This is a genomic window from Enterobacter cloacae complex sp. 2021EL-01169 (genome assembly GCF_020733125.1).
Lineage (GTDB): Bacteria > Pseudomonadota > Gammaproteobacteria > Enterobacterales > Enterobacteriaceae > Enterobacter > Enterobacter roggenkampii.
Window position 1 is genome coordinate 23,077 of record NZ_JAJFTC010000018.1, and the last position, 25,815, is coordinate 48,891.

Annotated in this window: 24 protein-coding genes; 17 read left to right on the forward strand and 7 right to left on the reverse strand. The window is 58.7% G+C overall.

Features of this window, described 5'->3' with window-relative positions:
* Positions 1–47 precede the first annotated feature (47 nt).
* Positions 48–482 (reverse strand): universal stress protein UspF, encoded by a 435-nt coding sequence (uspF, locus tag LLF79_RS24080; protein WP_023335555.1) that lies wholly within the window; start codon positions 480–482, stop codon positions 48–50.
* A 245-nt stretch (positions 483–727) separates the two neighbouring features.
* Entirely contained in the window at positions 728–1,399 is a 672-nt protein-coding gene (locus LLF79_RS24085; RefSeq protein ID WP_025911395.1) for an MgtC family protein, read from the reverse strand.
* Positions 1,400–1,853: 454 nt separating this feature from the next.
* Between LLF79_RS24085 and LLF79_RS24090 the strand changes: the two genes are divergently transcribed.
* The gene (locus LLF79_RS24090) at positions 1,854–3,059 is read left to right on the forward strand and encodes an MFS transporter (protein WP_021241320.1); all 1,206 of its coding nucleotides are present in this window, start codon (positions 1,854–1,856) and stop codon (positions 3,057–3,059) included.
* Between the two features lie 20 nt (positions 3,060–3,079).
* On the opposite strand, the gene LLF79_RS24095 is transcribed toward LLF79_RS24090, so the two are convergent.
* The gene (locus LLF79_RS24095; RefSeq protein ID WP_008502392.1) at positions 3,080–4,069 is read right to left on the reverse strand and encodes a 2-hydroxyacid dehydrogenase; all 990 of its coding nucleotides are present in this window, start codon (positions 4,067–4,069) and stop codon (positions 3,080–3,082) included.
* Between the two features lie 364 nt (positions 4,070–4,433).
* Between LLF79_RS24095 and LLF79_RS24100 the strand changes: the two genes are divergently transcribed.
* The 5 genes from LLF79_RS24100 to LLF79_RS24120 all read left to right on the forward strand — a co-directional run bounded on the left by LLF79_RS24100 (position 4,434) and on the right by LLF79_RS24120 (position 8,882).
* A complete protein-coding gene (locus LLF79_RS24100) occupies positions 4,434–5,189 on the forward strand; it encodes a DUF4225 domain-containing protein (RefSeq protein WP_023327356.1) in 756 nt (251 codons plus the stop codon).
* Between the two features lie 2 nt (positions 5,190–5,191).
* Entirely contained in the window at positions 5,192–5,515 is a 324-nt protein-coding gene (locus LLF79_RS24105; protein ID WP_008502390.1) for a hypothetical protein, read from the forward strand.
* Between the two features lie 214 nt (positions 5,516–5,729).
* Positions 5,730–8,363 carry a YdbH family protein gene (locus LLF79_RS24110; RefSeq protein WP_227880521.1) on the forward strand — a complete coding sequence of 878 codons (2,634 nt, stop codon included), beginning with the start codon at positions 5,730–5,732 and terminating at the stop codon, positions 8,361–8,363.
* A 2-nt stretch (positions 8,364–8,365) separates the two neighbouring features.
* Positions 8,366–8,557 carry a YnbE family lipoprotein gene (locus LLF79_RS24115; protein ID WP_008502388.1) on the forward strand — a complete coding sequence of 64 codons (192 nt, stop codon included), beginning with the start codon at positions 8,366–8,368 and terminating at the stop codon, positions 8,555–8,557.
* 7 nt (positions 8,558–8,564) lie between these two features.
* Entirely contained in the window at positions 8,565–8,882 is a 318-nt protein-coding gene (locus tag LLF79_RS24120) for a YdbL family protein (protein WP_008502387.1), read from the forward strand.
* Here LLF79_RS24120 and feaR read toward each other — a convergent pair whose 3' ends face one another.
* Positions 8,883–9,791, reverse strand: a complete 909-nt coding sequence (feaR, locus tag LLF79_RS24125) for a transcriptional regulator FeaR (protein ID WP_008502386.1) — start codon at positions 9,789–9,791, stop codon at positions 8,883–8,885.
* Positions 9,792–10,032: 241 nt separating this feature from the next.
* Between feaR and LLF79_RS24130 the strand changes: the two genes are divergently transcribed.
* Complete coding sequence (locus tag LLF79_RS24130; RefSeq protein ID WP_032674691.1) at positions 10,033–11,532, forward strand: aldehyde dehydrogenase family protein; 1,500 nt, start codon at positions 10,033–10,035, stop codon at positions 11,530–11,532.
* Between the two features lie 63 nt (positions 11,533–11,595).
* Here LLF79_RS24130 and LLF79_RS24135 read toward each other — a convergent pair whose 3' ends face one another.
* The 3 genes from LLF79_RS24135 to paaZ all read right to left on the reverse strand — a co-directional run bounded on the left by LLF79_RS24135 (position 11,596) and on the right by paaZ (position 17,339).
* Positions 11,596–12,702: a GGDEF domain-containing protein gene (locus tag LLF79_RS24135; protein ID WP_008502384.1), complete on the reverse strand. Its 1,107-nt coding sequence runs from the start codon at positions 12,700–12,702 to the stop codon at positions 11,596–11,598.
* Positions 12,703–12,820: 118 nt separating this feature from the next.
* Complete coding sequence (tynA, locus tag LLF79_RS24140) at positions 12,821–15,094, reverse strand: primary-amine oxidase (RefSeq protein WP_227880523.1); 2,274 nt, start codon at positions 15,092–15,094, stop codon at positions 12,821–12,823.
* A 205-nt stretch (positions 15,095–15,299) separates the two neighbouring features.
* On the reverse strand, positions 15,300–17,339 hold the full coding sequence (gene paaZ / locus LLF79_RS24145) for a phenylacetic acid degradation bifunctional protein PaaZ (RefSeq protein WP_227880524.1): 2,040 nt from the start codon (positions 17,337–17,339) through the stop codon (positions 15,300–15,302).
* Positions 17,340–17,624: 285 nt separating this feature from the next.
* Here paaZ and paaA point away from each other — a divergent pair, with 285 nt between their 5' ends.
* From paaA to pcaF, 10 genes are read left to right on the forward strand one after another with little or no spacing between them, the layout of a single operon-like run.
* Positions 17,625–18,554, forward strand: a complete 930-nt coding sequence (gene paaA, locus LLF79_RS24150; protein ID WP_008502381.1) for a 1,2-phenylacetyl-CoA epoxidase subunit PaaA — start codon at positions 17,625–17,627, stop codon at positions 18,552–18,554.
* Between the two features lie 12 nt (positions 18,555–18,566).
* The gene (gene paaB / locus LLF79_RS24155) at positions 18,567–18,854 is read left to right on the forward strand and encodes a 1,2-phenylacetyl-CoA epoxidase subunit PaaB (RefSeq protein ID WP_003857353.1); all 288 of its coding nucleotides are present in this window, start codon (positions 18,567–18,569) and stop codon (positions 18,852–18,854) included.
* Between the two features lie 8 nt (positions 18,855–18,862).
* The gene (paaC, locus tag LLF79_RS24160) at positions 18,863–19,609 is read left to right on the forward strand and encodes a 1,2-phenylacetyl-CoA epoxidase subunit PaaC (protein ID WP_087449862.1); all 747 of its coding nucleotides are present in this window, start codon (positions 18,863–18,865) and stop codon (positions 19,607–19,609) included.
* An 11-nt stretch (positions 19,610–19,620) separates the two neighbouring features.
* A complete protein-coding gene (paaD, locus tag LLF79_RS24165; RefSeq protein ID WP_227880527.1) occupies positions 19,621–20,118 on the forward strand; it encodes a 1,2-phenylacetyl-CoA epoxidase subunit PaaD in 498 nt (165 codons plus the stop codon).
* Positions 20,119–20,125: 7 nt separating this feature from the next.
* A complete protein-coding gene (gene paaE, locus LLF79_RS24170) occupies positions 20,126–21,196 on the forward strand; it encodes a 1,2-phenylacetyl-CoA epoxidase subunit PaaE (RefSeq protein WP_227880528.1) in 1,071 nt (356 codons plus the stop codon).
* On the forward strand, positions 21,193–21,960 hold the full coding sequence (gene paaF, locus LLF79_RS24175; RefSeq protein WP_219983848.1) for a 2,3-dehydroadipyl-CoA hydratase PaaF: 768 nt from the start codon (positions 21,193–21,195) through the stop codon (positions 21,958–21,960). Before paaE ends, paaF begins: the two co-directional genes overlap by 4 nt.
* Positions 21,960–22,748: a 2-(1,2-epoxy-1,2-dihydrophenyl)acetyl-CoA isomerase PaaG gene (paaG, locus tag LLF79_RS24180; RefSeq protein ID WP_110973552.1), complete on the forward strand. Its 789-nt coding sequence runs from the start codon at positions 21,960–21,962 to the stop codon at positions 22,746–22,748. The genes paaF and paaG overlap by 1 nt, the downstream gene beginning before the upstream one ends.
* Before the next feature lies 1 nt (position 22,749).
* Positions 22,750–24,174 (forward strand): 3-hydroxyacyl-CoA dehydrogenase PaaH, encoded by a 1,425-nt coding sequence (paaH, locus tag LLF79_RS24185; RefSeq protein ID WP_222664589.1) that lies wholly within the window; start codon positions 22,750–22,752, stop codon positions 24,172–24,174.
* Positions 24,164–24,586 (forward strand): hydroxyphenylacetyl-CoA thioesterase PaaI, encoded by a 423-nt coding sequence (gene paaI, locus LLF79_RS24190; RefSeq protein ID WP_008502373.1) that lies wholly within the window; start codon positions 24,164–24,166, stop codon positions 24,584–24,586. The genes paaH and paaI overlap by 11 nt, the downstream gene beginning before the upstream one ends.
* Complete coding sequence (gene pcaF, locus LLF79_RS24195) at positions 24,586–25,791, forward strand: 3-oxoadipyl-CoA thiolase (protein WP_222664587.1); 1,206 nt, start codon at positions 24,586–24,588, stop codon at positions 25,789–25,791. Before paaI ends, pcaF begins: the two co-directional genes overlap by 1 nt.
* Positions 25,792–25,815: the final 24 nt, after the last annotated feature.

The following is a 25,815-nucleotide window of genomic DNA, read 5'->3' on the forward strand; positions in this document are numbered from 1 at the left end:
GTTTTTGTCATCTGCTATCTGACCGTATACAGAGACGCAAGCGCGATCTATCTAACGACCAGCACAGGACATTTCGCATGCCGCACCACTGCCGCAGCGTTCGAACCCAACAGATAGGTCGAGATGTCCGGCTTATGAGAGGCAATGATGATCAGGTCGGCGCCGATTGTGTCAGCGAGCTTAAGGATTTGATCCTTAGGCGATCCCGTCACGGCGTGAGTCTGTATCTTATCTGCAGGAATTTTGAATTGCTTAACAATCTCATCCAGTTTCGCTAAAGCAGCGTGCTGGAATTCTTTCATCTTCGGCATTTCCACGGAGTAGGCCAAACCTAACGATGAATAATAGGGAAGCGATGGAATGACAGTAAGAAAGTGGACCTTGGCCGTGTTAAGTGCGGTGTGTGCCTGAACGAACGGGATAACCATGTGCGTCAGGCTATCCTCGGAAATGTCAATGGGAACCAAAATTGAGTTGTACATGTGTCCCTCCTGAGTGTTTTTCACACAACTCAAGGTAGATCGTTAATTTCAGCAAAACAGAGAGCAGGGTGTCATAACGGGGACAAATTTCGGTTATGTGATAGGCGTACAGTCGAACCTGTCCGTGATCTTGCCAACGTGGCGTGACAACGAACAGGGACATCCGGGGATGAATCTCTTCGCGTCACGGTCCGTTTTCTGCAAAACGGCAAAGCCTCAACCGGGCGCAATGCCCGGTATCGTGTTCATATTGCGTGGCAGCTTACGGAAGCCATAATTTTATTCCCGCCGATATTACCCATAATTAGCTCGAGTAATTTCCGGTATTCCTCACGGGTCATTACCTCGGCCCGTATTTCAGTTTTTCCTTCTGCTTGCGCCGTATCGCAATAAATGGCTTTCAGACTCAACGTCAACTCTTTCGCCATGTTGACCACACTCTGCCGCACCGCATCTTCATGCTCGTCATCACAGGTGATTTTTAGGACATAGCATTTTTCGCCTTCATGGAGCGCGGGCAGTTGATTAATCCGCTGCGCAGCTTCGCGAAGCAGGATGTTGGCGCACAGAATAATCACGCTGGCCATACCAGCATTCCAGAATTGACCTAATCCACATAGCACGCCAATTCCGGCCGAACACCACAGCGTCGCTGCGGTATTAAGACCGCGAATATTCATTCCCTCACGCATAATAACGCCAGCGCCAAGAAAGCCTATTCCGGAGACAATCTGCGCTGCAATACGTCCCGGGCTATCGGGTGACGTCGAGAGGGAACTTAAAATAAACACGGCCGCACCCGTTGCAACCAGAGCATTGGTGCGAAGCCCGGCCATACGCTGGCGCCACTGTCTTTCCGCGCCAATAATTGCGCCCAGCAGCATCGCTGCGAGCAGATGAGAGATATAAGGGAACATCAGCCTGTCGCCTGTTAACATGGTTACACGATAAGCGTCAGCGCTTCACAAAGCAGAGTATGACGCCGTTAAAACGCAAAGCATGTCAGCGCGAGGGCGGCGGAAAGAGTGAATGATTAAACATGAACATCGCGATGCCCCACAAATTTGGTCGTTCTTAATGTATTGGGATGCAATCACGTCAAGAGGATTGCTGCCCACCGTTAAGGTAAGCAGCGAGAAAATCGCGTCAGCTTACCTTCGTATCGACGATAAAATGGCTTTCCAACGAAGGACTCCTGTGAAATTTTTTGCCAGTATAAGCATGCGCAATAATGAGTAAAGTAAAAAAACAGCGCCCTTGATGTATTGTTTAAGTTTGCAGGGAATATTTTTCAGACGTCATCTGATTTTCAAAAATACCCGGTATACTGCATTTTGCTTATTTCAGGCAATAACAGGCAAGGCAGGAAGTATGTCTCTTCGTTCGCTGCGGGCGTTATGCCTGACAAGTTTTTTCATTGCTGATGTTCGTGATGGTCTGGGGCCTTTCCTCGGTATTTTCCTGACCGAACGCCACTGGACCCCTGATGATATCGGCATCCTGATGACGGCCGGCGGGCTGGCGGGGTTACTGGCCACGCTGCCGGCGGGGTTCATCACCGACACCTCCCGCAACAAGCGCGCTGTGCTCGCGCTACTGTGCATTCTGATCACGCTCAGCACGCTTCTGCTCTGGTTTAGCCAGCAGAGCAGCGTTGTCGCCGTGTCGCAAGTCGTCACCGGTATCTGTGCGGCATTTGTCGGGCCGTTAATCGCCGGGATTACGCTGGGGTTGACCGGGCAGGGCGGGTTCAGCGCGCAGATGGGTAGAAACGAAGCGTTCAATCACGGCGGCAATTTTGTTACAGCACTGATCGCGGGCGGCATTGCGTGGTACTGGGGCGTGGGCGGGATTTTCCTGCTGATGACCAGCACCACGCTGCTAACGCTGTGTGCGCTGCTTGCCATTCGCAACAGCGATATCGATAACGACGCGGCGCGCGGGCTGTCCTCTTCAGCGAGCCTGCCGGTCCCCGGTTTTGCCGTGCTGATGAAAAACCGGGCGCTGTTTGTGACCGGGCTGACGCTGTTGCTGTTCCACCTGGCGAACGCCGCGCTGCTGCCGATGCTGAGCATGAGGGTTGCCGCGGCACCTGCCGCGATCAACCCGGGTTTGTATGCGGCCGGTACCGTCATCATTTCTCAGGCCGTGATGATCCCCGTCGCCATCTGGGCCTCGCGCCGGATCGAACACTATGGCTACTGGCGCTTGATTATGCTGGCGCTGCTGGTTATGCCGGTGCGTGCGGCGCTGGCGGCATCCACGGATGCGCCGTTAATGATGATCCCGGTACAAATTCTCGACGGCCTGGCCGCCGGGATCCTGGGTGTCGTCGTACCGTCGTTTATTGTGGTGCTGCTGCGCGGAAGCGGGCACGTCAATGCCGGGCAGAGCGTGGTGATGTTGATGCAGGGAGTAGGGGCATCCATGAGTCCGGCATTAACCGGGACGATCGCCGGTCATTACTCGTTTGCGACGGCATTTAGTGTCCTGAGCGCGATTGCGCTGGCTGCCGTCCTGCTCTGGTGGCGCGTTGCGCACCGGAGCTGGGAAACAAACGCGCCGGGTGAGGCTTAGCCGCCCACCCGGCGTAGCACTTAAGCCAGCTCGTTAGGGCACGCTTCGCCCTTTTCCAGCTGCTGCAGGTTCCCCAGCGTGGTTTCAGAAATGCTGATCAGCGCTTCGGCCGTCAGAAACGCCTGGTGACCGGTAAACAGCACGTTATGGCAGGCAGAGAGGCGACGGAACACGTCGTCCTGGATGACGTCATTAGACTTGTCTTCAAAGAACAGATCGCGTTCGTTCTCATACACGTCCATCCCCAGCGCGCCAATCTTCTGGGTCTTCAGGGCTTCGATAGCAGCCTGAGAATCAACCAGCCCGCCGCGGCTGGTGTTGATGATCATCACGCCATCCTTCATCTGGTCAAACGCCGCCTGGTTAAGCAGGTGATAGTTTTCCGGGGTCAGCGGACAGTGCAGAGAAATCACGTCGGACTGCGAGAACAGGGTCGGCAGGTCGACGTACTCCACGCCCAGATCCAGCGCTGCGGCGCTTGGGTACGGATCGAATGCCAGCAGACGCATGCCAAAGCCTTTCAGAATGCGCAGGGCAGCCACGCCAATTTTACCGGTGCCGATTACGCCAGCGGTTTTGCCGTACATGGTAAAGCCGGTCAGCCCTTCCAGCGAGAAGTTGGCGTCACGGGTGCGCTGATAAGCGCGGTGAATACGACGGTTGAGGGACATCATCATGCCAATCGCATGTTCAGCCACCGCTTCCGGGGAGTACGCCGGAACGCGCACCACCTTCAGACCCAGCTCTTTTGCCGCGTCGAGGTCCACATTGTTGAAGCCCGCACAGCGCAGGGCGATGTACTTCACCCCCTGTTTTTTCAACTCTTCCAGCACCGGGCGACTGCCGTCATCGTTTACGAAAATGCAGACGCCTTCACAGCCGTGCGCCGTTTTGGCGGTTTTTTCGGACAGCAGAAAGTCGAAAAATTCAAGCTCAAACCCGTAAGCCTCGTTAACATGTTGCAGATACTTTTTGTCGTACTGCTTTGTGCTGTATACCGCGAGTTTCATAAGACTTTCTCCAGTGATTTTGCATTCACGTTAGCATGATTAAAATTATCTTACAATTTCTAAAATATTATTGAATTCAATAAGTTCTATCAATTATTCTAGAGCATATGTGCACCCTAACTCCATGATATTCATATCCACCGATTTCTTAAGCGGGACTGACACCAGCGACATGTCTGCTTGTTTTACTCTAAGGGGGCTATGGGGGAGACTAAAGTCACAACAAGTGCGTATGTTTGGGTAAGTGGTTTCCCAATGCTTGAAAATGTGACTACCTTTAGCTGTTAAAATGACGTAGCTCTTTGAATGTCCTAACATCGAAGGTAGTATTATTACTATCATTTTAAAATGACAGGGAGACCGAATGTACAACCATAATCGGGATAAAAGTCATTTCGAAGAGAAAGTCTTAGAGATTGAAAATCTTGCGCAGCGAATTGCCACAAAGCATTTGCTTTATGGTACCGCTGGTATGTTTTTTGAAACTCAACAACTTGTTGCTCACCTGAGAAGGGAGATCGAGTCGCATTGCTTGACCTGGTCAGGCGGGATTCAATTACTTGATGAACAGATACATCATCTTAAGGAACAGGATGATTTACTCACCTTCAATAAAGCTAAGTTATTTATTGTTGTTGAAAAAAACCGAACAACAACGACGACTTTAGCGCTTAAACAGATCGGTTTCGTTGCCGGTGGGGCGCAAGTGTATGGGGGCGCTAGTTTATGCGTCGGTTCGCTGGGTCTGGCCTGTGCTGCGTATGGTGCACCTATGATTACTCATGGGCTAAACAACATGTATGAAAATGGATACTATCTTCTTTATCGTGAAGATCGGTCTGGCACGCTAAGAGATGCTTATCGTTACGTAGCAGCGAAACTCGGCTATGGGAATAATGAAGCTGATATTGTCTATGGAGTAGTTGATATCTCTTTATCAGCCTATGGCGCGGGCAGGAGAGTACTGGCTCCCCGAGAAAAATCCTGGAGTCTGTTTCGCAACATTGAATCTGATTATATCAGAGGATGGCAAGAGGCTTCTAAAACAGCGATGGCTCTGGATTTAACCAGTGGAAGCGTCACAGGTTGGCAGATGTACCAGATAGCTAAAGAGAATTAATTATGTCGGAACAATTCGAGTTGTCATTAACCCCACCGATTCTACCTGCCGTATGCTATTTTATTGTATCTATTGTCGTTTTTTTCTTGTTGTACCTCGGGAAACTCAAGGTCAACAGGCTTCATAAATATCCTCTGTTCATTGCCTATACGCTATTTGTGATAGCCATCGCAGCCATTCAAATTAACGTTTTTGCCAACGGCTATGAGTTTGTTAGCGGTTTTTTACATATTGATTTTGATCCCTGGCGGTACGACTCGGTGTATTGGGGGTCATTGATATTCGCCATGCTTTACCTGCTGGCAATGCCACGGAATAGGTATTAATGTCGCAAATCTGCTCTGCGATTATTCTTGAACTTATGCGTAACCAATTGAACCGAAACTATATTCTTTAGGTTACGCATAGCAAAAAAATTACCGCTTACTATTACAGCATCTATTCTTAACTTGGCGTCAACTTCAACTCAACCGCTAAACATGCGACAATGATCGGCACTGCCGGCTTAATTCTTTCGCTAAATCAGGATATTAACTGCCCATGAAGGGTAAATACAAAGCCGCTCTTGCGCTTTTACTGCTGTTCATATTGTTGCCGCTGACGCTGCTGATGACGCTCGCTCAGTGGGTACCGACGCTCGCCGGGATCTGGCTTCCCGTCGGGACGCGCATCGCGTTCGAAGAGAGTCCGAAACTGACTCGCCGCGCGCTGGTGATCCCCGATCTTCGCTATCTGGTGGAAGACTGCGAAATTGCCCGCATCGATAACGTGACGCTGTCACACCCCAGCCGCTGGAAGCTGGATATCGGCGCGCTGGATCTTAACACCGTCTGCCTGAGCAAAATTCCCCAGTCGGCGCCCTCAACGGTCGCCCCGAAAACGCTGGCACAATGGCAGGCTGTGTTACCCAATACCTGGCTCACGATTCACCGCCTGACGCTGTCGCCCTGGCAGCAGTGGCAGGGCGAGCTGCAGGCGTCGCTAACCCCCTCCAGCCAGGAGATCGCCTATAAAGGCGAGCAGGTCAGCATTAAAGGCACGCTTCGCGGTCAGACGCTCTCGGTCAGCCAGTTCGATGTTCAGCTCCCGGATCAGCCGCAGCCGATTAAGCTGGTGGGCGAGTTTACCCTGCCGCTGGTGCCGGACGGCGTGCCGGTGAAAGGCCACGCGGTGGCGACCTTTAACGTGCCACAGTTAACGTCTCTGGTCGATGCCGATCTCGACTGGGAAGACAATCAGGGACAGCTGGTGGTGATGGCGAGAGACAACCCCGATCCGCTTCTCGACCTGCCGTGGCAGATCACGGCGGAACAGCTCTACATCAGCGACGGGCGCTGGAACTGGGATCTCGCGGGTATGCCGCTGAGCGGGCGGGTGTCCCTTCGCGCCGACAACTGGCAGCAGGGGCTGGAGAAAGCCACCCTGACCGGACGACTGAACGTGTTGACGCAAGGCGATGCGGGTAAAGGCAACGCGGTACTGAATATTGGGCCCGGCAGGCTCAGCATGGAAAACAGCGACATGCCCCTGCACCTGAGCGGCGAGGCGAAGCAAAACGATCTCATTCTTTACGCCAAATTACCGGCAAAACTGACCGGCAGCCTGTATGAACCGCAGCTCGCCTTTGAGCCGGGCGCGCTGCTTCGCTCGCGCGGGCGCATCATTGACTCGCTCGATATCGATGAAATCCGCTGGCCGCTGGCGGGCGTGAAGCTCACCCGGAAGGGGGTGGACGGTCGTTTACAGGCGATTCTGCGCGCCCATGAAAACGAGATGGGCGATTTTGAACTCCACCTGGACGGTCAGGCCAACGACTTTTTACCCGATAACGGCCTGTGGCAGTGGCGCTACTGGGGCAAAGGTGGCTTTACGCCGATGCATGCCCGCTGGGATGTCGCCGGGAAAGGCGAGTGGCGCGACAACCTTATTGAGCTGACGGCGCTCTCCACCGGCTTTGACAAGCTTCAGTACGGCACGATGGAGGTCAGCACGCCGCGTCTGGTGCTGGATCGGCCTGTACGCTGGCTGCGCGATGCCGAAAAACCAACCTTCAGTGGGGCGCTGTCGCTCAACGCAGGGCAAACCCGTTTCTCCGGCGGCAGCGTGTTGCCGCCCTCGGTCCTGACCTTCAGCGTCGACGGCACCGACCCGACGATTTTTCAGTTTAAGGGTGACCTCCATGCGGACAACATCGGCCCGGTACAGGTTAACGGACGCTGGGATGGCGTGCGCCTTCGCGGGCAGGCCTGGTGGCCGAAACAGTCTCTCACCGTATTCCAGCCGCTTATTCCGCCGGACTGGAAAATGACGCTGCGCGGTGGGGCGCTTTATGCGCAGGTCGCCTTCTCGGCGGCGGCCGATCAGGGCTTTGAAGCGGGCGGGCACGGGGTGCTGAAATCCGGCAGCGCCTGGATGCCCGATAACCAGATTAACGGCGTCGATTTTGTGCTGCCGTTCCGCTTCAGCGAGGGCACCTGGTCTCTGGGCACGCGCGGTCCGGTCACGTTGCGCATCGGTGAAGTGGTTAACCTGGTGACCGCGCGCAACATTACCGCGGATTTACAGGGCGATTATCCCTGGACGGAGGACAATCCGCTGCTGCTCACCAACGTGAAGGTGGAAACCCTCGGCGGGAAGATCACCATGCAGCAGCTGCGAATGCCGCAGCACGATCCGGCCCTGCTGCGGGTGGACAATATCTCCTCGAGCGAGCTGATTAGCGCCGTCAATCCGAAACAGTTCGCCATGTCGGGGCCGGTCAGCGGGGCGCTGCCGTTCTGGCTGGACAACGAAAAATGGATCATTAAGGATGGCTGGCTGACCAACCCGGGGCCAATGACGCTGCGCATCGACAAAGATACGGCCGACGCCATCGTGAAAGACAATATGGTCGCGGGCGCCGCGATTAACTGGCTCCGCTACATGGAAATTTCGCGTTCGTGGACGAGAATCAATTTAGATAATCTGGGTGAATTAACCATGCAGGCGACCATCAAGGGGACCAGCCGGGTCGATGGCAAAAGCAGCTCCGTCAACCTGAACTATACCCATGACGAGAATGTCTTTACCCTCTGGCGCAGCCTGCGTTTTGGAGACAACCTGCAAACCTGGTTTGAGCAACACGCGGCGATACCCGGTCTCCGCAGTTCGACTGGCAAGGAAAGTGAGGAATAACAATGAAAAAGATGGCTGGTGCGCTCACCGTTGCCGTTGCCGCGCTACTGTCCGGCTGTACGCCGCGCATTGAAGTCGCTGCGCCAAAGGAGCCGATTACCATCAACATGAATGTCAAAATCGAACATGAGATCCACATTAAAGTCGATAAAGACGTTGAAACCCTGCTGAAATCGCGCAGCGATCTGTTCTGAGGATGCCATGAAACGAGTAGCTCTGATTTTGCTGGCGCTGGGAATGAACGTGCAGGCGGCTACGCTCACCCTCAACGATGCCCGGGCCCAGGGGCGCGTGGGGGAAACCCTCAGCGGTTATCTGGCCCCGATTCAACAGGATGCCGAAACGCTGGCGCTGGTCAATCGCATCAACGCGGCGCGCACGGAAAGCTACCAGAAGCTGGCTGACAGCAATAATTTGCCGGTCGATGAAGTGGCCAAAATGGCAGGGCAAAAACTGGTTGCCCGCGCCCAGCCGGGCGAGTATGTGAAGGGCATTAACGGAAAATGGCTGAAAAAATAGCTAGCGGTAGCGCCTGCGGTATTCACCCGGCGAAACGCCAAAGCGCTGCTTAAACGCCGTTGAAAAATGGCTATGGTCGGTGAACCCCCAGCTGTAGCCAATGCCCGCCAGCTTTTCGTCATCACCGGCTGCGCGCAGCACCTCCGCGCAGCGATCCAGGCGGCGGTTTTTAATGTACTGCGCAACCACCAGCCCCTTCTCGGCAAACATACGGTAAAGGCTGCGCACGGACATTCCGCTCTCGGCGGCAATCCATTCCGGGCGCAGCGATTCAGACTGAATGTGGTCGTCAATCAGCGCCACCACATGCTGGAACTGGCGCTCCTTACGCGGCTGAATGATTTCGCGCTGCTGGAAAGCGGGGCGCAGCAGGCAAATCATCGCTTCGAGCGCCGCTTCACTCTCCCGGTCACTCAGGCTGGCATTGCTCATGCTCTCCATCAACAGGCGATGGCTTAGCTGTACCGTGGGCAGCGTGCGGGAAAGGGCGGTGGCGCAGCTTATCTCCTGAAAACGGCACTGCTGCTCAATAATCTGACGGGGAACCAGGAGCGAAATCTGGCGGGATTTTTCCTGCCAGTTGATCGAGCAGGGGCGTGAGGCGTCAATCAGCGTGATATCCCCGGTTCTGAGTACCGCGCGACGGTCATCCTGCTCAATCTCCGCGCTGCCTTCGAGCTGAAACACGGTATAGAACCAGGCATCGTTACTCTGTTTGATCTCCTCACGGGAGCGGAACAGGTTGACACCACCGGCGGTGACGGTGCTGAGCTTCAGGCTGCGCGCATAGCTGGTCTCCAGCTCGCCGTAGAATCTGCCCCCGGTGGGCTGCGCGTTAAAACGCCCGCAAACCTGGTTAATTTGCGCCAGCCACTGCTGATACTGTTCCTGCTCGCTTGCACACGCCATCGTTTCTCTCACTGCACCGTCAACGTTTTCGCATTGTTGCATTTGTGTTGCATTTTGTCAGAGCTATGAGGCTGACTATAGGAAAGAACACTCACCGGTAACAGCGATATAAGCGGCAATTATCGCGATTTGCGGCGCCTGTCACAGGTGGCAAAGCGAATGTCACAGAGACAAAAGCGAGAATGCAAAACCCCTCTTAGACTGGATGAACACCCTGCGAAGAATAACGAAGGAGTATCCTATGTCTGAATCACTGGTGGCTATTCAGCCTGCCGTGCAACAATTTTTAGACCGACAGCATGGCCTGTGGATTGAAGGGCGTCAGGCCGCGTCGGACAGTGAAAAGCGGCTTAATGTCTACAACCCGGCCACGGGCGAGGTGATTGCTTCAACTGCCGATGCCAGCGTCGACGACGTTGATCGTGCCGTCATGTCCGGCTGGCGCGCCTTTGTGGCCCGTACCTGGGCCGGAAAGCTCCCGGCGGAGCGCGAGCGGATCCTGCTCCATTTCGCCGATCTCGTCGAACAGCACGGCGAGGAGCTGGCTCAGCTTGAAACGCTGGAGCAGGGCAAGTCCATCAACATCTCCCGTGCCTTTGAAGTCGGCTGCACCCTGAACTGGATGCGCTATACCGCCGGGCTGACCACCAAAATTGCGGGCAAAACCCTCGATCTCTCCATCCCGCTACCGCAGGGGGCACGCTATCAGGCGTGGACGCGTAAAGAGCCGATTGGCGTGGTGGCCGGGATCGTGCCCTGGAACTTCCCGCTGATGATCGGGATGTGGAAAGTGATGCCAGCGCTGGCCGCGGGCTGCTCTATCGTCATTAAGCCGTCGGAAACCACGCCGCTGACCCTGCTGCGCGTGGCGGAACTCGCCAGTGAAGCGGGCATCCCGGACGGGGTGTTCAACGTAGTAACCGGCAGCGGCGCGGTGTGTGGCGCAGCGCTGACCTCGCACCCGCATATCGCGAAGGTGAGCTTTACCGGCTCAACGGCGACGGGTAAGCAAATTGCCCGCGCGGCGGCGGATACGCTCACCGGCGTGACCCTGGAGCTCGGCGGGAAAAACCCGGCAATTGTACTCAAGGATGCGGACCCGGCGTGGGTGATCGAAGGCCTGATGACCGGCAGCTTCCTGAACCAGGGGCAGGTGTGCGCGGCCAGCTCGCGTATCTACATAGAGGCGCCGCTGTTTGACACGCTGGTGAGCGGGTTCGAACAGGCGGTGAAATCCCTGAGCGTCGGGCCGGGCATGTCGCCGGAGGCGTTTATCAACCCACTGGTGTCACGTGCGCACTGCGACAAGGTGCAGTCCTTCCTTGATGAGGCGACGTCGCGCAACGCGGAGCTGATCGTCGGTAACCGTGGTCCGGAGGGCAAAGGCTATTACGTGTCGCCGACGCTGGTGGTGAACCCGGATGCCTCGCTGCGGCTCACCCGTGAAGAAGTATTCGGTCCGGTGGTCAACCTGGTACGCGTCGCCGACGGGGAAGAGGCGCTCCAACTGGCAAATGACACCGAATATGGCCTGACGGCCAGCGTCTGGACGCAGAATATCAGCAAGGCGCTGGAGTACACCGACAGGCTGCAGGCGGGCACCGTGTGGGTGAACAGCCATACGCTGATCGACGCCAACCTGCCGTTCGGCGGGATGAAGCAGTCCGGGACAGGGCGTGACTTCGGTCCGGACTGGCTGGACGGCTGGTGTGAAACCAAGTCGGTGTGCGTGCGGTATTAAAAAGCAAGCCGGGTGGCGGCTACGCCTTACCCGGCCTACAACGACTCGAACCGTAGCTTTTATCTACAGCGACCACCGATCCCGCCCGGCCTTTTTCGCCCGATACAGCGCCGCATCGGCGCGGGCGATAATCTCGGTGCCCGCGAGTCCCCCCGCCATCCCCGCAATCCCCATGCTCACGGTGACATGGTCGCTGACCGTCGAGGCGCCGTGCGGTATGGCCTCTGCGCGAAGGCCGTCCTGGATACGCAGGGCGACCTTTTCAGCGATGTTCTCCGGGCAATTAAACAGAATCACCAGAAACTCTTCGCCGCCGTAGCGTGACACCACATCCTCAGGTGTGCGCACCGACTGCTTAAGCACGCGCGCCACGCGCGTCAGACAGTCATCACCCGCCTGGTGCCCGTAGGTGTCGTTGTAGCGCTTGAAGTAGTCGATATCCAGCATAATCAGCGAGAAGGGCTTCTTCTGCTCAACCGCGTTCTCCAGCACCACCTCCATTTTCCGTCGATTGGCGGTTTTGGTTAACGGGTCCTGATGCGCCAGCGCATCCAGCCGCGAAATCAGCAGCTGATTCTGCTGGTTACGTCGCCAGGCTTCGTCAAACCAGCTCAACAGAATAAAACGCCCGCAGATCAGAATCAGCGTAAAGACGCTCCAGATAACAACGAAGTGAAGGTTGAGACCATCGTTTCGTATCCAGCTTGCTATCGGCAGGGTGATCCAGAGCGGGAGCACAAAGGCGAGCAGCCCTTCAGGGTAGAAATAGAGCGCCGTCAAACCGGCGAGTAACAGAATAACGCACAGCGGCCAGACGTGCGGGAGCAGCAGTTGGGTGATAAACCAGAAGCAGGAGACCGACCAGATGGCGCTGCAGATAAACAACACCACGCTGATGCCGGCGATGCGCCGCCAGGCCATAAGGATCAGCGCAGCCGAGAGGATGATAATACCGAGCATGGAGGCATCGACGATTCTCGTCAGCTGCGGCGAGTGGGGATAAAGAGGATCGCTGGCCTTAAGCAGAACGTGTCGCAGCAGAATCATCACCGCGAAGCTGATATTGACGAAGGCCAGCCACGGCAGGTTCATCGCCAGTCCATGCATGACCATGGCCTGGCGCGTTGGCCAGGTTGCCCGTTCCAGCGTCGGTTTCTTTCTTTTTTCCATAAAGCCCTTTCCCGTCCGGGGGATAAATCATGCAGGTGAGATATCAGTAACTATAAGCAAGCCAGGACGATCCTCAAACGCCAGGGCAAAAAAAACCGGGCAATTGCCCGGCGGATGGTTATTTTTCGTCTTTTTTCTTCCCGAGCGTTGGCGTCTCGTCGAAGAAGTTCCACGGTTTAAGCAGGGTATGCACCCATTCCGTCGGCATGATCGGCCACTCCTCCGCGCGCGCCACGTGGGTGGTGCCGGTGGTCATCCAGACCACGTCATCCTGATCGTTCAGCGACTCGTTATCCTTGCTGTACTGCCCAAGGCCCGTGTCGTGGATGGAGCGGTTCGGGAATTTCCCTTCCGGGTAGAGCTCATCCGGATGATAACGGGTCACCCACAGCTGTTTGTCCATAAAGCTCAGGCGATGGTAGATCCACTCGTCCGGCGCGAATTTCGCGCCGGTCGCCACCGGGTGCGTGCCCCCCGCGTAAGGGATAATCTGGTATGAGACCGGGTTGCCCATGCGGTTCTCTTTACTGGTGTTGCTCAGCAGTCGAATCGTGCCCGGGTCGAATTTCTGCGCCGCCTGCTGCTCGGTATCAATATCGTACTGATTAATCTGCATGGTGCTGGTGCGCGGGCCCCCGGCGGTATTCGGCTTCACTTCCGGATCCATCGCCACCAGCTTGTTGTTGATGCCGTCCACGTCCATATCAAGACGGAAGTTGTAGATGTGCTGGTGCGTGGTGCCCACGATGTTGTGGTCGATCAGCGTACCGTATTTAGTGTCATCTTTGGCGGTGGCGTCGTGCATGGTTTTCGCCTGAACGCCTTTCACCGCCTCGATACCCGTCGCGCCGGCATCAATGCCGATGGTGCCATTTTCATGAAACACCCAGTCGAAGATGTAATCGTAGTTGCCCACGGTACTCACCCAGCGCACCACCAGTTCGCGGCGCTCGGTGCTGACGTTAGGCTGGCCCATCTCCTGATGCTTATATTCCGGCCCCGCGTAGCGTTCGAAAATCGCAATCGCGCGCGGGATCTGCATCGGCGCGCCGGTATAGTCCGGGATGGTTTCATTGAGCATCACCGCGTTGGACGGCACGTCTTTACCGCGCACCAGCGGCGAGGTCAGGGTGCCCATGCCGTAGTCGCCGGAATCAAGATAGGCCTTGAAGTACCAGCCCACGTCCGGATCGCCGTAAGGAACGATCATGCCGCCGAGCGACCCCTGATACATAATCTGGCGTTTTTTGCCGTTGTCGTTATACGTGACGGTTGAAATCATCGGGCCGACGCGGGAGTCCAGGCTCAGGTGGAAATCCCAGTTCTGCCAGTGCACCATATCGCCGGTAATAGTGTAGTTCTTGCCTTCCGGCTCAATGATGTCGAGCGGTTTTTTCGGCGTCTCTATACGGTCGCGGCCATCGTAGGGGCGCGGCGTCATCGGAACCGGAACAACGGCACCTTCCTCAATCTTCTGGATCTTTTTCTGCTCAAGATCGACCACGGCCACCAGGTTTTCAATCGGGTGCGCCCAGTAGTTGCCGTCGCCGACGTCGAGATAGCTCACCACCTTCAGCAGTCGATCTTCCTGCTTCAGACCGTCTTTACCGTCGAAATAGCCCACGGTCAGCGGCGTGGTAATCACTTTTTTCGGGTCGGTGATGCCGTGTTTTTTAAGCACCTCGGCAAACTCCGTGCTCTCGTTAACGATCTGCTGCACCGCAGTGAAATCATCCAGCAGCACCATGCCGTGCGCGTCTTTCACCGGCTCCCAGCGCAGGATTTTTTTATCCTTCAGATCCACCACGCTTTCGATAACATGCTTCCCATCGAGCATCACAATCTTCGCCTGACGCGGGGCATCCACAGCCGTACCGTTAAGCACAAAATCCCACACTTTGGCTTTCTCTGGCTCAGCAAGGGCAATCTGGGTAAAGCGGGTATTCGGTTTAAAATCCGCCGAGGCTTTGACAATCTCAACGGCTTGCTTAATTTCGTCCGCCGTCAGCGCGTTCAGCGGGTGAGGGCGTTTTTCAACCTGGAAAGTCTGGTCAAGACCGGACTGGAAAACATCATTGATGAAGCTGTCAGAGATAAAGGCTTTCTTGCCTTTCATCACCACCGGCACCTCGAGCTTGAGGGTTTTCCCGTTGACGATGGCGGTTTTAGCGCCCGGTTTGACCTTCACAAAGGCGCCGTCTTTCGCAATGGTGAACATCTGTGCGTAATCATCCCACTGCACGTCCGCACCAAAGTCCTTCAGTGTTTTGTCCATCGGGACCATATGCGCCTCGCTGCCGTGGGCGAAAACAGGGGATTGCCAGGCGCAACACAGCGCAACGGCCATAGCCAGTGCCGTTCTACGGGCAGAAAAAGAAGAATTGCTTCCCATCGTAGACCTCATCTTGTTGTGTTTATAGTGTTGTGACAGTCCTATCCTGACAGGCGCCTGAGAAAAGCGTTTGCCTGCATCTGCCAGATTATTTGCCAGTCTTGCCAGGTTAAAAAAAGAGCGGGGCGATGTCACACCCCGGCTGGTCGTCGTAGGCCGGGTAAGCATCGCGCCACCCGGCAGGAAAGGCGGTGAAGGGAAGGTGTCAGAAATCCCCCTGCTGGCGCGCCACCAGCGTCAGGATGGAGTAGAGCGCCACGGCCTGCTGGTGCTGGTTGAAGATCTCAACCGCCCATTCCACCACGCCGGTTGGTTTTTCATCGGCACTGCGTTGTTTCTTCAGCGTTTTACGCTTGCAGGTCAGACGCACCTGAATGGTATCGCCCGGTTTAACCGGCTCGATAAAGCGCAGGTTTTCCATGCCGTAGTTGGCAATGACAGGCCCAACGCCCGCATCAACGAACAGCCCTGCCGCGGCGGAAATCAGGAAGTAGCCGTGCACCACGCGCTCGCCAAAGATCGACTCTGCCGCGCCGATCTTGTCCATATGGGCGTAAAAGTGGTCGCCGCTCAGGCAGGCAAAATTCACGATGTCCGCTTCCGTCAGGGTGCGGCGCGGCGTCAGCAGGCTGTCGCCCGGCTGCAGCTCCTCAAAGTATTTGCGGAACGGATGCACGCGATCTTCCTGCACCGCTGCGCCACGCACCCACTGCTTGCCGATGGCGGCCAGCATGGTTGGACTGCCCTGAATCGCGGTGCGCTGCAGGTAGTGCTTCACCGCGCGCAGGCCGCCCAGCTCCTCGCCGCCACCCGCACGTCCGGGACCGCCGTGCACTAGCTGTGGCAGCGGGGAACCGTGGCCGGTGGATTCTTTCGAGGCTTCCTCGTTGAGGATCTGAATACGCCCGTGGGCGCGCGCCGCGCCGAGAATAAACTGGCGGGCAATGTCCAGGTCTGCGGTGACCAGCGTGCCCGCCAGGCTGCCGCCGCCCGCGCGGGCAAGCTGCATTGCGTGCTGTGCGTTGCGATACGGCATCAGGGTCGAGACCGGCCCGAAAGCCTCCGTTGCGTGGACGGCAGGGGTTTCATCCGGCTGCGGGCAGAACAGCAGGGTCGGCGGGAAGAACGCGCCCGCGGCCTGCAAATCCGCTTTGCCGCCCAGGCGGACCTGGCAGCCTGCGGCGATCAGCCGATCCACTTTCTCCTGTACGTCCGCACGCTGTTCGGCGTTGACCAGCGCGCCCATCTTTACCCCTTCCTGCGCCGGGTCGCCCACCGCCACCTTTTCCAGGCGGGCAATCAGCGCCTGGCTCACGGCGTCAATCTGGCTCTGCGGGACGATAATGCGGCGGATGGCCGTACATTTCTGCCCGGCTTTGGCGGTCATCTCGCGCACCACTTCCCGAATGAACAGGGCAAATTCCGGCTGCTCCGGCGTGACGTCTTCTCCCAGCACGCAGCAGTTCAGGGAGTCGGCTTCCATCGTGAACGGAATGGCATTCGCCACAATATTCGGGTGCACGCGCAGGCTTTGCCCGGTGCTGGCGGAGCCGGTAAAGGTGACCACGTCCTGGCTGTCGAGCTGGTCGAGCAGATCGCCCGCGCCGCCGCAGATCAGGCTGATAGCGCCGTCCGGCACCAGCCCGCTGTCGACGATGGACTTCACCATCGCCTGCGTCACCTGCGCGGTAGCGGTGGCAGGTTTGATGATGGCGGGCATGCCCGCAAGCCAGGTCGGGGCCAGTTTTTCCAGCATTCCCCAGCAGGGGAAGTTAAAGGCGTTGATGTGCACCGCCACGCCGGACTTCGAGGTCAGGACGTGGCGCGCGGCAAAGCCGCCTTCTTTTGACAGCGGGATCGGCTCGTCTTCCGGCCACACGGTGTCATCCGGCAGCTCGCGGCTGCCCAGGCTGGCGTAAGTGAAGAGGGTGCCGATGCCGCCTTCGATATCGACCCAGCTGTCTGCTTTCGTCGCCCCGGTCTGGGCGGACAGGGCATAAAACGTCTCTTTCTCGTTAAGCAGATGCTTTGCCACCGCCTTCAGCATGGCCGCGCGTTCGATAAAGGTCATCGCGTGAAGCGCTTCGCCGCCGCGCTCAATCGCATAGCGACGGGCGGCCGCCATGTCCAGCCCTTCGCTGGTCACGCTCCACAGCGCTTCGCCACTGATGGCGTGATGAATAGTGCGTTCGCGGCCCCGGCCAGACTGCCAGGTGCCGGACAAGAAGCTGGCTAACTGCTGCATCGCTTATCTCCAAATGTTACGTGAATTACCTATTAATAGTTTGATCGTGAATCATAAAAATCAAGCTGAGTTTTTAATGAATTGTTAACGATGTGATCTGGAAGGATGAATCACAGAATACCAAGGCCCGCTTATCAAGGCTTTCAGCAAAAGCCTTGCGAGCAGCATCACAAAACAAGGAAACAATTCTTGGGGTTATATTTAACCTTTGTGTAACTTTTAAAAAACAAAGTGATTCAACATTACGCTTTAATTTGCAAACTAACGAATCATAAAGGTGATGACGTGACGCAAGAACAACGGTTTGAGCAGCGCATAGCGCAGGAGACGGCGATTGAGCCTCAGGACTGGATGCCTGACGCCTACCGTAAGACGTTGATCCGCCAGATTGGCCAGCATGCGCACTCCGAAATTGTCGGCATGCTGCCGGAAGGGAACTGGATCGCCCGCGCCCCGACGCTGCGCCGCAAGGCGATCCTGCTGGCGAAGGTGCAGGACGAAGCCGGACACGGGCTTTACCTCTACAGCGCGGCGGAAACGCTGGGCTGCGCGCGGGAAGACATCTACCAGAAGATGCTCGACGGCAAGATGAAATACTCCTCCATCTTCAACTATCCGACCCTGAGCTGGGCCGATATCGGCGTGATCGGCTGGCTGGTGGACGGCGCCGCCATCGTCAACCAGGTGGCACTGTGCCGCACCTCTTACGGACCGTATGCCCGCGCGATGGTGAAAATCTGTAAAGAAGAGAGCTTCCACCAGCGTCAGGGCTTTGAAGCCTGCATGGCGCTGGCGCAGGGCAGCGAGGCTCAGCGCCAGATGCTGCAGGACGCCATCAACCGCTTCTGGTGGCCGGCGCTGATGATGTTCGGGCCGAACGACGACAATTCGCCGAACAGCGCCCGCAGCCTGGCCTGGAAAATCAAACGCTTTGGCAACGATGAGCTGCGCCAGCGCTTTGTCGACAACACGGTGCCGCAGGTGGAGATGCTGGGCATGACGGTGCCCGATCCCGACCTGCATTTTGATGAAGAGCGCGGTCATTATCGCTTCGGCGAGATCGACTGGCAGGAGTTTGACGAGGTCATTAACGGGCGCGGCATCTGCAACCACGAACGCCTGGCCGCGAAACGTAAAGCCTGGGAAGAGGGCGCGTGGGTGCGGGAAGCCGCGCTGGCGCACGCCGAAAAACAACGCGCCCGTCAGGCCGCTTAAGAGGAAATAACCATGAGCAATGTCTACTGGCCGCTGTACGAAGTGTTCGTACGCAGCAAACAGGGGTTGTCCCACCGTCACGTGGGCAGTCTGCATGCCGCCGACGATCGCATGGCGCTGGAAAATGCGCGTGATGCCTATACCCGCCGCAGCGAAGGGTGTTCTATCTGGGTGGTGAAGGCGAGCGAGATTGTCGCCTCCCAGCCGGAAGAGAGCGGCGAGTTCTTCGACCCGGCGGAAAGCAAGGTTTACCGCCACCCGACGTTCTACACGATCCCTGACGGCATCGAGCACATGTGAGGCAAAGAATGAACTCAGTGACTGCCTATGCCCTGCGTCTGGGCGACAACGGTCTGGTGCTTTCTCAGCGTCTCGGCGCCTGGTGCGGCCACGCGCCGGAGCTGGAGATCGACCTCGCGCTCGCCAATATCGGCCTCGATCTGTTGGGACAGGCGCGCAATTTCCTGACCTATGCCGCGCAGCGGGAAGGCCAGGGCGATGAAGACACGCTGGCGTTTGGCCGCGACGAGCGCCAGTTCAGCAATGTCCTGCTGGTGGAGCAGCCGAACGGCAGCTTCGCCGACACGATTGCCCGCCAGTACCTGATGGATGCCTGGAACGTGGCGCTGTATGAACGCCTGACCCAAAGCCGCGACGGCCAGCTTGCCGCCATTGCCGCCAAAGCGATTAAAGAGGCGCGCTACCACCTGCGCTTCAGCCGCGGCTGGCTGGTGCGGCTGGGCGACGGGACCGAAACCTCCGCGCAGAAAATGCAGCAGGCCATCGACAGCCTGTGGCGTTTTACGGCCGAGCTGTTTGAAGCCGATGACGTCGAGCGGGAGCTGATTGAGTCCGGCGTGGCGGTTGACCCGCGCCTCCTGCGTCAGCCGTGGGAAAGCGAAGTGTATGCCGGTCTGAATGAAGCCTGCCTGCAGGTGCCCGCCGAGGTGGCGTACCGCACCGGGGGCAAGCAGGGGCTGCATACCGAACATCTGGGCCCGATGCTGGCGGAAATGCAGTATCTCCAGCGCGCGTATCCCGGTCAGCAGTGGTAAAGGAGAACGCTATGCAACGCCTCGTCGACATCTCGCCCGCGCAAATCCCGCAGATCTGGGCGCTGTTAAGCCAGATCCCCGATCCGGAAGTGCCGGTGTTAACCATCACCGATTTAGGCATGGTGCGCAGCGTGAAGGCGCAGGGTGAAGGCTGGGTGATTGGCTTCACGCCCACCTACTCGGGCTGCCCGGCAACGGAACACCTGCTGGGGGCGATCCGCGAGGCGATGACCGCGCACGGCTTTACCCCGGTGCACATTGTGCTCCAGCTTGAACCCGCCTGGACCACCGACTGGATGACCCCCGACGCGCGCGAGCGCCTGCGGGCGTACGGCATCAGTCCACCGGCGGGGCATAGCTGTCACGCGCACGCCCCGGTGGAGGTGAGCTGCCCGCGCTGCGCCAGCACCGACACCGCGCTTATCAGTGAATTTGGCTCGACGGCCTGCAAAGCGCTCTACCGCTGCAATTCCTGCCGTGAGCCCTTCGACTATTTCAAATGTATTTGAGGCTGCCATGACAACGTTTAATTCATTAACAGTGGCAAAAGTGGAACCCGAAACCCGCGACGCGGTGACCATCACCTTTGCGGTGCCGCAGGCCCTGCAGGAGGCCTACCGCTTCCGTCCCGGCCAGCACCTGACGTTAAAAACGACGCTTGGCGGGGACGAGCTGCGCCGCTGCTACTCCATCTGCCGGAGTACCGCCCCGGGCGAAATCAGCGTGGCGGTCAAAGCGATTGAAGGCGGGCGCTTCTCCCGCTATGCCCGGGATGAGATCAAAGCGGGCATGGCGCTGGAGGTGATGGTTCCTCAGGGTCAGTTTGGCTACCAGCCCCGGGCCGAACGCGAAGGCCACTACCTGGCGATTGCGGCAGGCTCCGGGATCACCCCGATGCTGGCGATTATCTCCGCGACGCTTGTGACCGAACCCAACAGCCATTTCACCCTGATCTACGGCAACCGCAGCAGCCAGAGCATGATGTTCCGCCAGGCGCTGGCGGACCTGAAGGACAAATACCCGCAGCGGCTGCAGCTGCTCTCCATCTTCAGCCAGGAGCGGCTGGACAGCGACCTGCTCTATGGCCGCATCGACGGGGAAAAGCTGCAGGCGCTGGCGAAAACCCTAATCAACTTCCGCCAGTATGACGAGGCCTTTATCTGCGGCCCGTCTGCCATGATGGATGACGCGGAAGCCACGCTGAAGGCGCTGGGGATGCCGGAGAAATCCATTCACCTTGAGCGCTTTAACACCTCCGGAATCACCGTTAAGCGCACGGCGCACGTGCAGGCAGAAGGACAGAAAGTGACCGTTCGCCAGGACGGGCGCGACCGTGAAATCACCCTGACGGCGGACGACGAAAGCATTCTGGATGCCGCCCTGCGTCAGGGGGCGGATCTGCCGTATGCCTGCAAGGGCGGCGTCTGCGCCACCTGTAAATGCAAAGTGCTGCGCGGCAAGGTGGACATGGCAACCAACTACAGCCTGGAGCCGGACGAGCTGGCCGCCGGGTACGTACTGAGCTGTCAGTCGCTGCCGTTAACCGCCGACGTGATCGTCGACTTCGACGCGAAGGGGATGGCATGAGCGAACTGATTATTACCCGACATGGCCGCGTGCTGCAGCTGACGCTGAACCGTCCAGCGGCGCGCAACGCCCTCAACAACGCGCTGTTGACCCAGCTTGCGGAACAGCTTGAGGCCGCCGCTGTGGATGCCGACATCGCCGTCTGCGTGATTTACGGCAGCGAGCGCTGCTTTGCCGCCGGGGCCGATCTCAATGAGATGGCGGAGAAAGACCTTTCTGCCACCCTGAACGATATTCGCCCGCAGCTGTGGGCGCGGATCAACGCATTTCCTAAACCGCTGATCGCCGCCGTAAATGGCTTCGCGCTGGGCGCGGGCTGCGAGCTGGCGCTGCTGTGCGACGTGGTGATTGCCGGTGACAACGCCCGTTTCGGCCTGCCGGAAATCACGCTCGGCATCATGCCCGGCGCGGGCGGCACCCAGCGTCTTATCCGCAGCGTCGGGAAATCCCTGGCCAGCAAAATGGTGCTGACCGGCGAGAGCATTTCCGCCGGGCAGGCGCTGAGCGCCGGGCTGGTGAGCGACGTTTTCCCGGCGGCGCTGACGCTGGAATATGCCCTGAAGCAGGCGGCCCTGATGGCGCACCACTCGCCGCTGGCGCTGCAGGCGGCCAAACAGGCGCTGCGGCAGTCCCAGGAGGTGCCGCTCCAGGCCGGTCTGGCACAGGAGCGCCAGCTGTTTACGCTGCTTTCTGCCACCGAAGACCGCCGGGAAGGTATCGACGCCTTCTTACAAAAACGCACTCCCGACTTTAAAGGACGCTAATTGTGGAATTTATTCTCAGTCATGTAGAACAGGGCGTGATGACCCTTACGCTGAACCGTCCGGAGCGTCTGAACAGCTTTAACGACGTGATGCACCAGCAGCTGGCCGAGTGCCTGAAACAGGCCGAGCGCGATGACACTATCCGCTGCCTGCTGATCACCGGGGCTGGACGCGGCTTCTGTGCCGGTCAGGACCTGAACGACCGCAACGTCGACCCCAACGGCCCTGCGCCGGATCTGGGCATGTCCGTGGAAACCTTCTACAACCCGCTGGTGCGCCGCCTGGCAAAGCTGCCGAAGCCGGTCATCTGTGCCGTTAACGGCGTAGCGGCGGGCGCGGGCGCCACGCTGGCGCTCGGGTGCGACATGGTGATTGCGGCGCGCTCCGCCAGCTTTGTGATGGCCTTCAGCAAGCTCGGTCTGGTGCCGGACTGCGGCGGCACCTGGCTGCTGCCGCGCGTGGCCGGACGCGCCCGCGCCATGGGGTTGGCGCTGCTCGGTGACAAGCTCAGCGCTGAACAGGCGCAGGCGTGGGGGATGATCTGGCAGGTGGTGGATGACGAGCAGCTTTCCACCACGGCACAGCAGATGGCCCTGCATTTTGCGTCGCAGCCGACCTTCGGGCTGGGGCTGATCAAGCAGGCTATCAATGCCGCGGAAACCAACACCCTGGACGCCCAGCTCGATCTCGAGCGCGACTATCAGCGCCTGGCCGGGCGCAGCGACGACTACCGCGAGGGTGTCAGCGCCTTCCTGGCGAAGCGCGCGCCGAACTTTACGGGGAAATAAGATGCTGAATATACGGACTGTCGCCGTGATCGGCAGCGGCACGATGGGCGCAGGGATTGCCGAAGTGGCGGCCAGCCACGGTCATCCGGTGCTGATCTACGACATCTCCAGCGACGCGATATCGCGCGCCATCGACGGGATCCGCCAGCGTCTGGCCTCCCGGGTAACGCGCGGAAAACTCTCTGCCGATGCCGGGAGCCATATCCTTGCCCGGCTGGTTCCCGTCACGGATATCGAGGCGCTCTCCGCGGCCGATCTGGTGATTGAAGCGGCCTCAGAGCGGCTGGAGGTGAAAAAGGCGCTGTTTGCGCAGCTGGCTGAGATCTGCCCGCCGCAGACGGTACTGAGCAGCAATACCTCGTCCATCTCCGTCACGGCGATTGCGGCGGACGTCCACCACCCGGAGCGGGTCGCAGGGCTGCACTTCTTTAACCCGGCGCCGGTGATGAAGCTGGTGGAGGTGGTCAGCGGGCTGGCGACCTCTCCGGAAGTGGCCGACGCGCTGTGCGAGCTGGCGCTGAACTGGGGCAAACAGCCCGTTCGCTGCCAGTCCACGCCGGGGTTCATCGTCAACCGCGTTGCGCGTCCGTTCTATTCCGAGGCCTGGCGCGCGCTGGAAGAGCAGGTCGCGCCGCCGGAGGTGATTGACGCCGCCCTGCGCGAAGGCGGCGGCTTCCCGATGGGGCCGCTGGAGCTGACCGACATGATTGGTCAGGACGTGAACTTTGCGGTGACCTGCTCGGTCTTTAACGCCTTCTGGCAGGAGCGTCGTTTTCTGCCTTCGCTGGTGCAGCAGGAGCTGGTGCTGGCAGGCAGGCTGGGCAAAAAGAGCGGGAAGGGCGTTTACGACTGGCAGGGTGACAAACCCGACGTGCAGTGGGTCAAGGCGGTGAACGACAGCTATAGCCCGATGCGCGTGGAAAAAAGACGTGACGGTGTCACGGAAATTGATGATGTGTGCCTGATTGAAACGCAGGGGGAGACCGCGCAGGCGCTGGCGCTGCGGCTCAACGGCCCGGTGGTGGTGGTCGACCGCATTGAGCGCGACGTGGCGGTCATTGCCGCCGCGGCCAGCAACCCGCATACCGCGACGCAAAAAGCCATCCGCTACCTGCAGCAGCAGGGGCTCCGGGTGGTGCAAATTGCCGATTATCCCGGCCTGCTGATCTGGCGAACGCTGGCGATGATTGCCAACGAGGCGCTGGATGCCCTGCAAAAAGGGGTCGCCTGCGAGAAGGACATCGACACGGCCATGCGCCTGGGCGTGAACTACCCGAGCGGGCCGATCGCCTGGGGCGAGCGCCTGGGCTGGCAGCGCCTGCTGACGCTGCTGGAGAACCTGCAGCGCCATTACGGCGAAGAGCGCTATCGCCCCTGTTCACTGCTGCGCCAGCGCGCGCTTCTGGAGAGTAGCTATGAGTCATAACGCCTGGCATAACGCCCGCACCATGTACGAACGGGACGCCTGCGCGCAGGCGATGGGGATGGACATTGTCGAGATGGACGAGGGTTACGCGGTGGTGACCATGACCATCACCCCGCAGATGCTGAATGGCCATAAAACCTGCCACGGCGGACAGCTGTTTTCGCTGGCAGACACCGCTTTTGCCTACGCCTGCAACAGCCAGGGGCTGGCGGCGGTAGCCTCCGGCTGCTCGATTGACTTTCTGCGTCCGGGCTTCGCCGGGGACACGCTCACCGCCACCGCGCGGGTTAAGCATCAGGGCAAACTGACCGGCGTGTATGACATTGAAATTCAGAACCAACAACAGAAAACCGTCGCCCTTTTTCGCGGAAAATCTCACCGCATTGGCGGCAGCGTGACAGGAGAGGCCTGATGCGTGACGCATTTATTTGTGATGGCGTTCGAACCCCGGTGGGCCGCTACGGTGGCGCGCTTTCCGCCGTTCGAACTGACGATCTCGGCGCCGTGCCGCTGCGCGCGCTGCTGGCCCGCTACCCGCAGCTCGATCTGGAGCGGATTGACGACGTGATATTCGGCTGCGCCAACCAGGCGGGGGAAGATAACCGCAACGTGGCGCGCATGTCGTTGCTGCTGGCCGGTCTGCCGCTGACGGTCTCCGGCACGACGATCAACCGCCTGTGCGGATCCGGGCTGGACGCGATTGGTTTTGCCGCGCGCGCCATTAAGGCGGGCGACGGCGACCTGCTGATTGCGGGCGGGGTGGAGTCGATGTCCCGCGCGCCGTTTGTGATGGGTAAAGCCACCGCCGCGTTTCAGCGTCAGGCGGAGATCTTCGATACCACCATCGGCTGGAGATTTGTGAATCCGCTCATGCATCAGCAATTCGGAACTGACAGTATGCCGGAAACGGCAGAGAATGTAGCTGAATTGTTAAATATCAGCCGTGCCGATCAGGACGCGTTTGCCTTGCGCAGCCAGCAGCGTACCGCGCAGGCGCAGCAGAACGGCATTCTGGCGCAGGAGATCGTGCCGGTGCCGGTGTCGGGCAAAAAAGGGGCGGTCAACGAGTTCAGCGTGGATGAACATCCGCGCGCCGACACCACGCTCGAACAGCTTGCCGGTCTGAAAACGCCGTTCCGTAAGAACGGGGTGGTCACGGCGGGCAATGCCTCCGGCGTCAACGACGGCGCGGCGGCGCTGATCGTCGCCAGCGAGAAGATGGCGCTGGCGCAGGGGGTAGTCCCGCGCACGCGGATCGTGGCGATGGCGACGGCGGGCGTGGAGCCCCGTCTGATGGGGCTCGGCCCGGTACCGGCCACCCGCAGGGTGCTGGAGCGCGCCGGACTCAGTATTCACGATATGGACGTCATTGAGCTTAACGAAGCTTTCGCCGCGCAGGCGCTGGGCGTGCTGCGTCAGCTGGGCCTGCCGGATGATGCCGCGCACGTTAACCCGAACGGTGGCGCGATTGCGCTGGGCCACCCGCTGGGCATGAGCGGCGCCAGGCTGGCGCTGGCCGCGAGTAACGAACTGCACCGACGCGGCGGGCGCTACGCGCTGTGTACGATGTGCATCGGTGTGGGTCAGGGCATTGCCATGATCCTTGAGCGTGTTTGAGCATAAAAACAATGTGAGTACCCT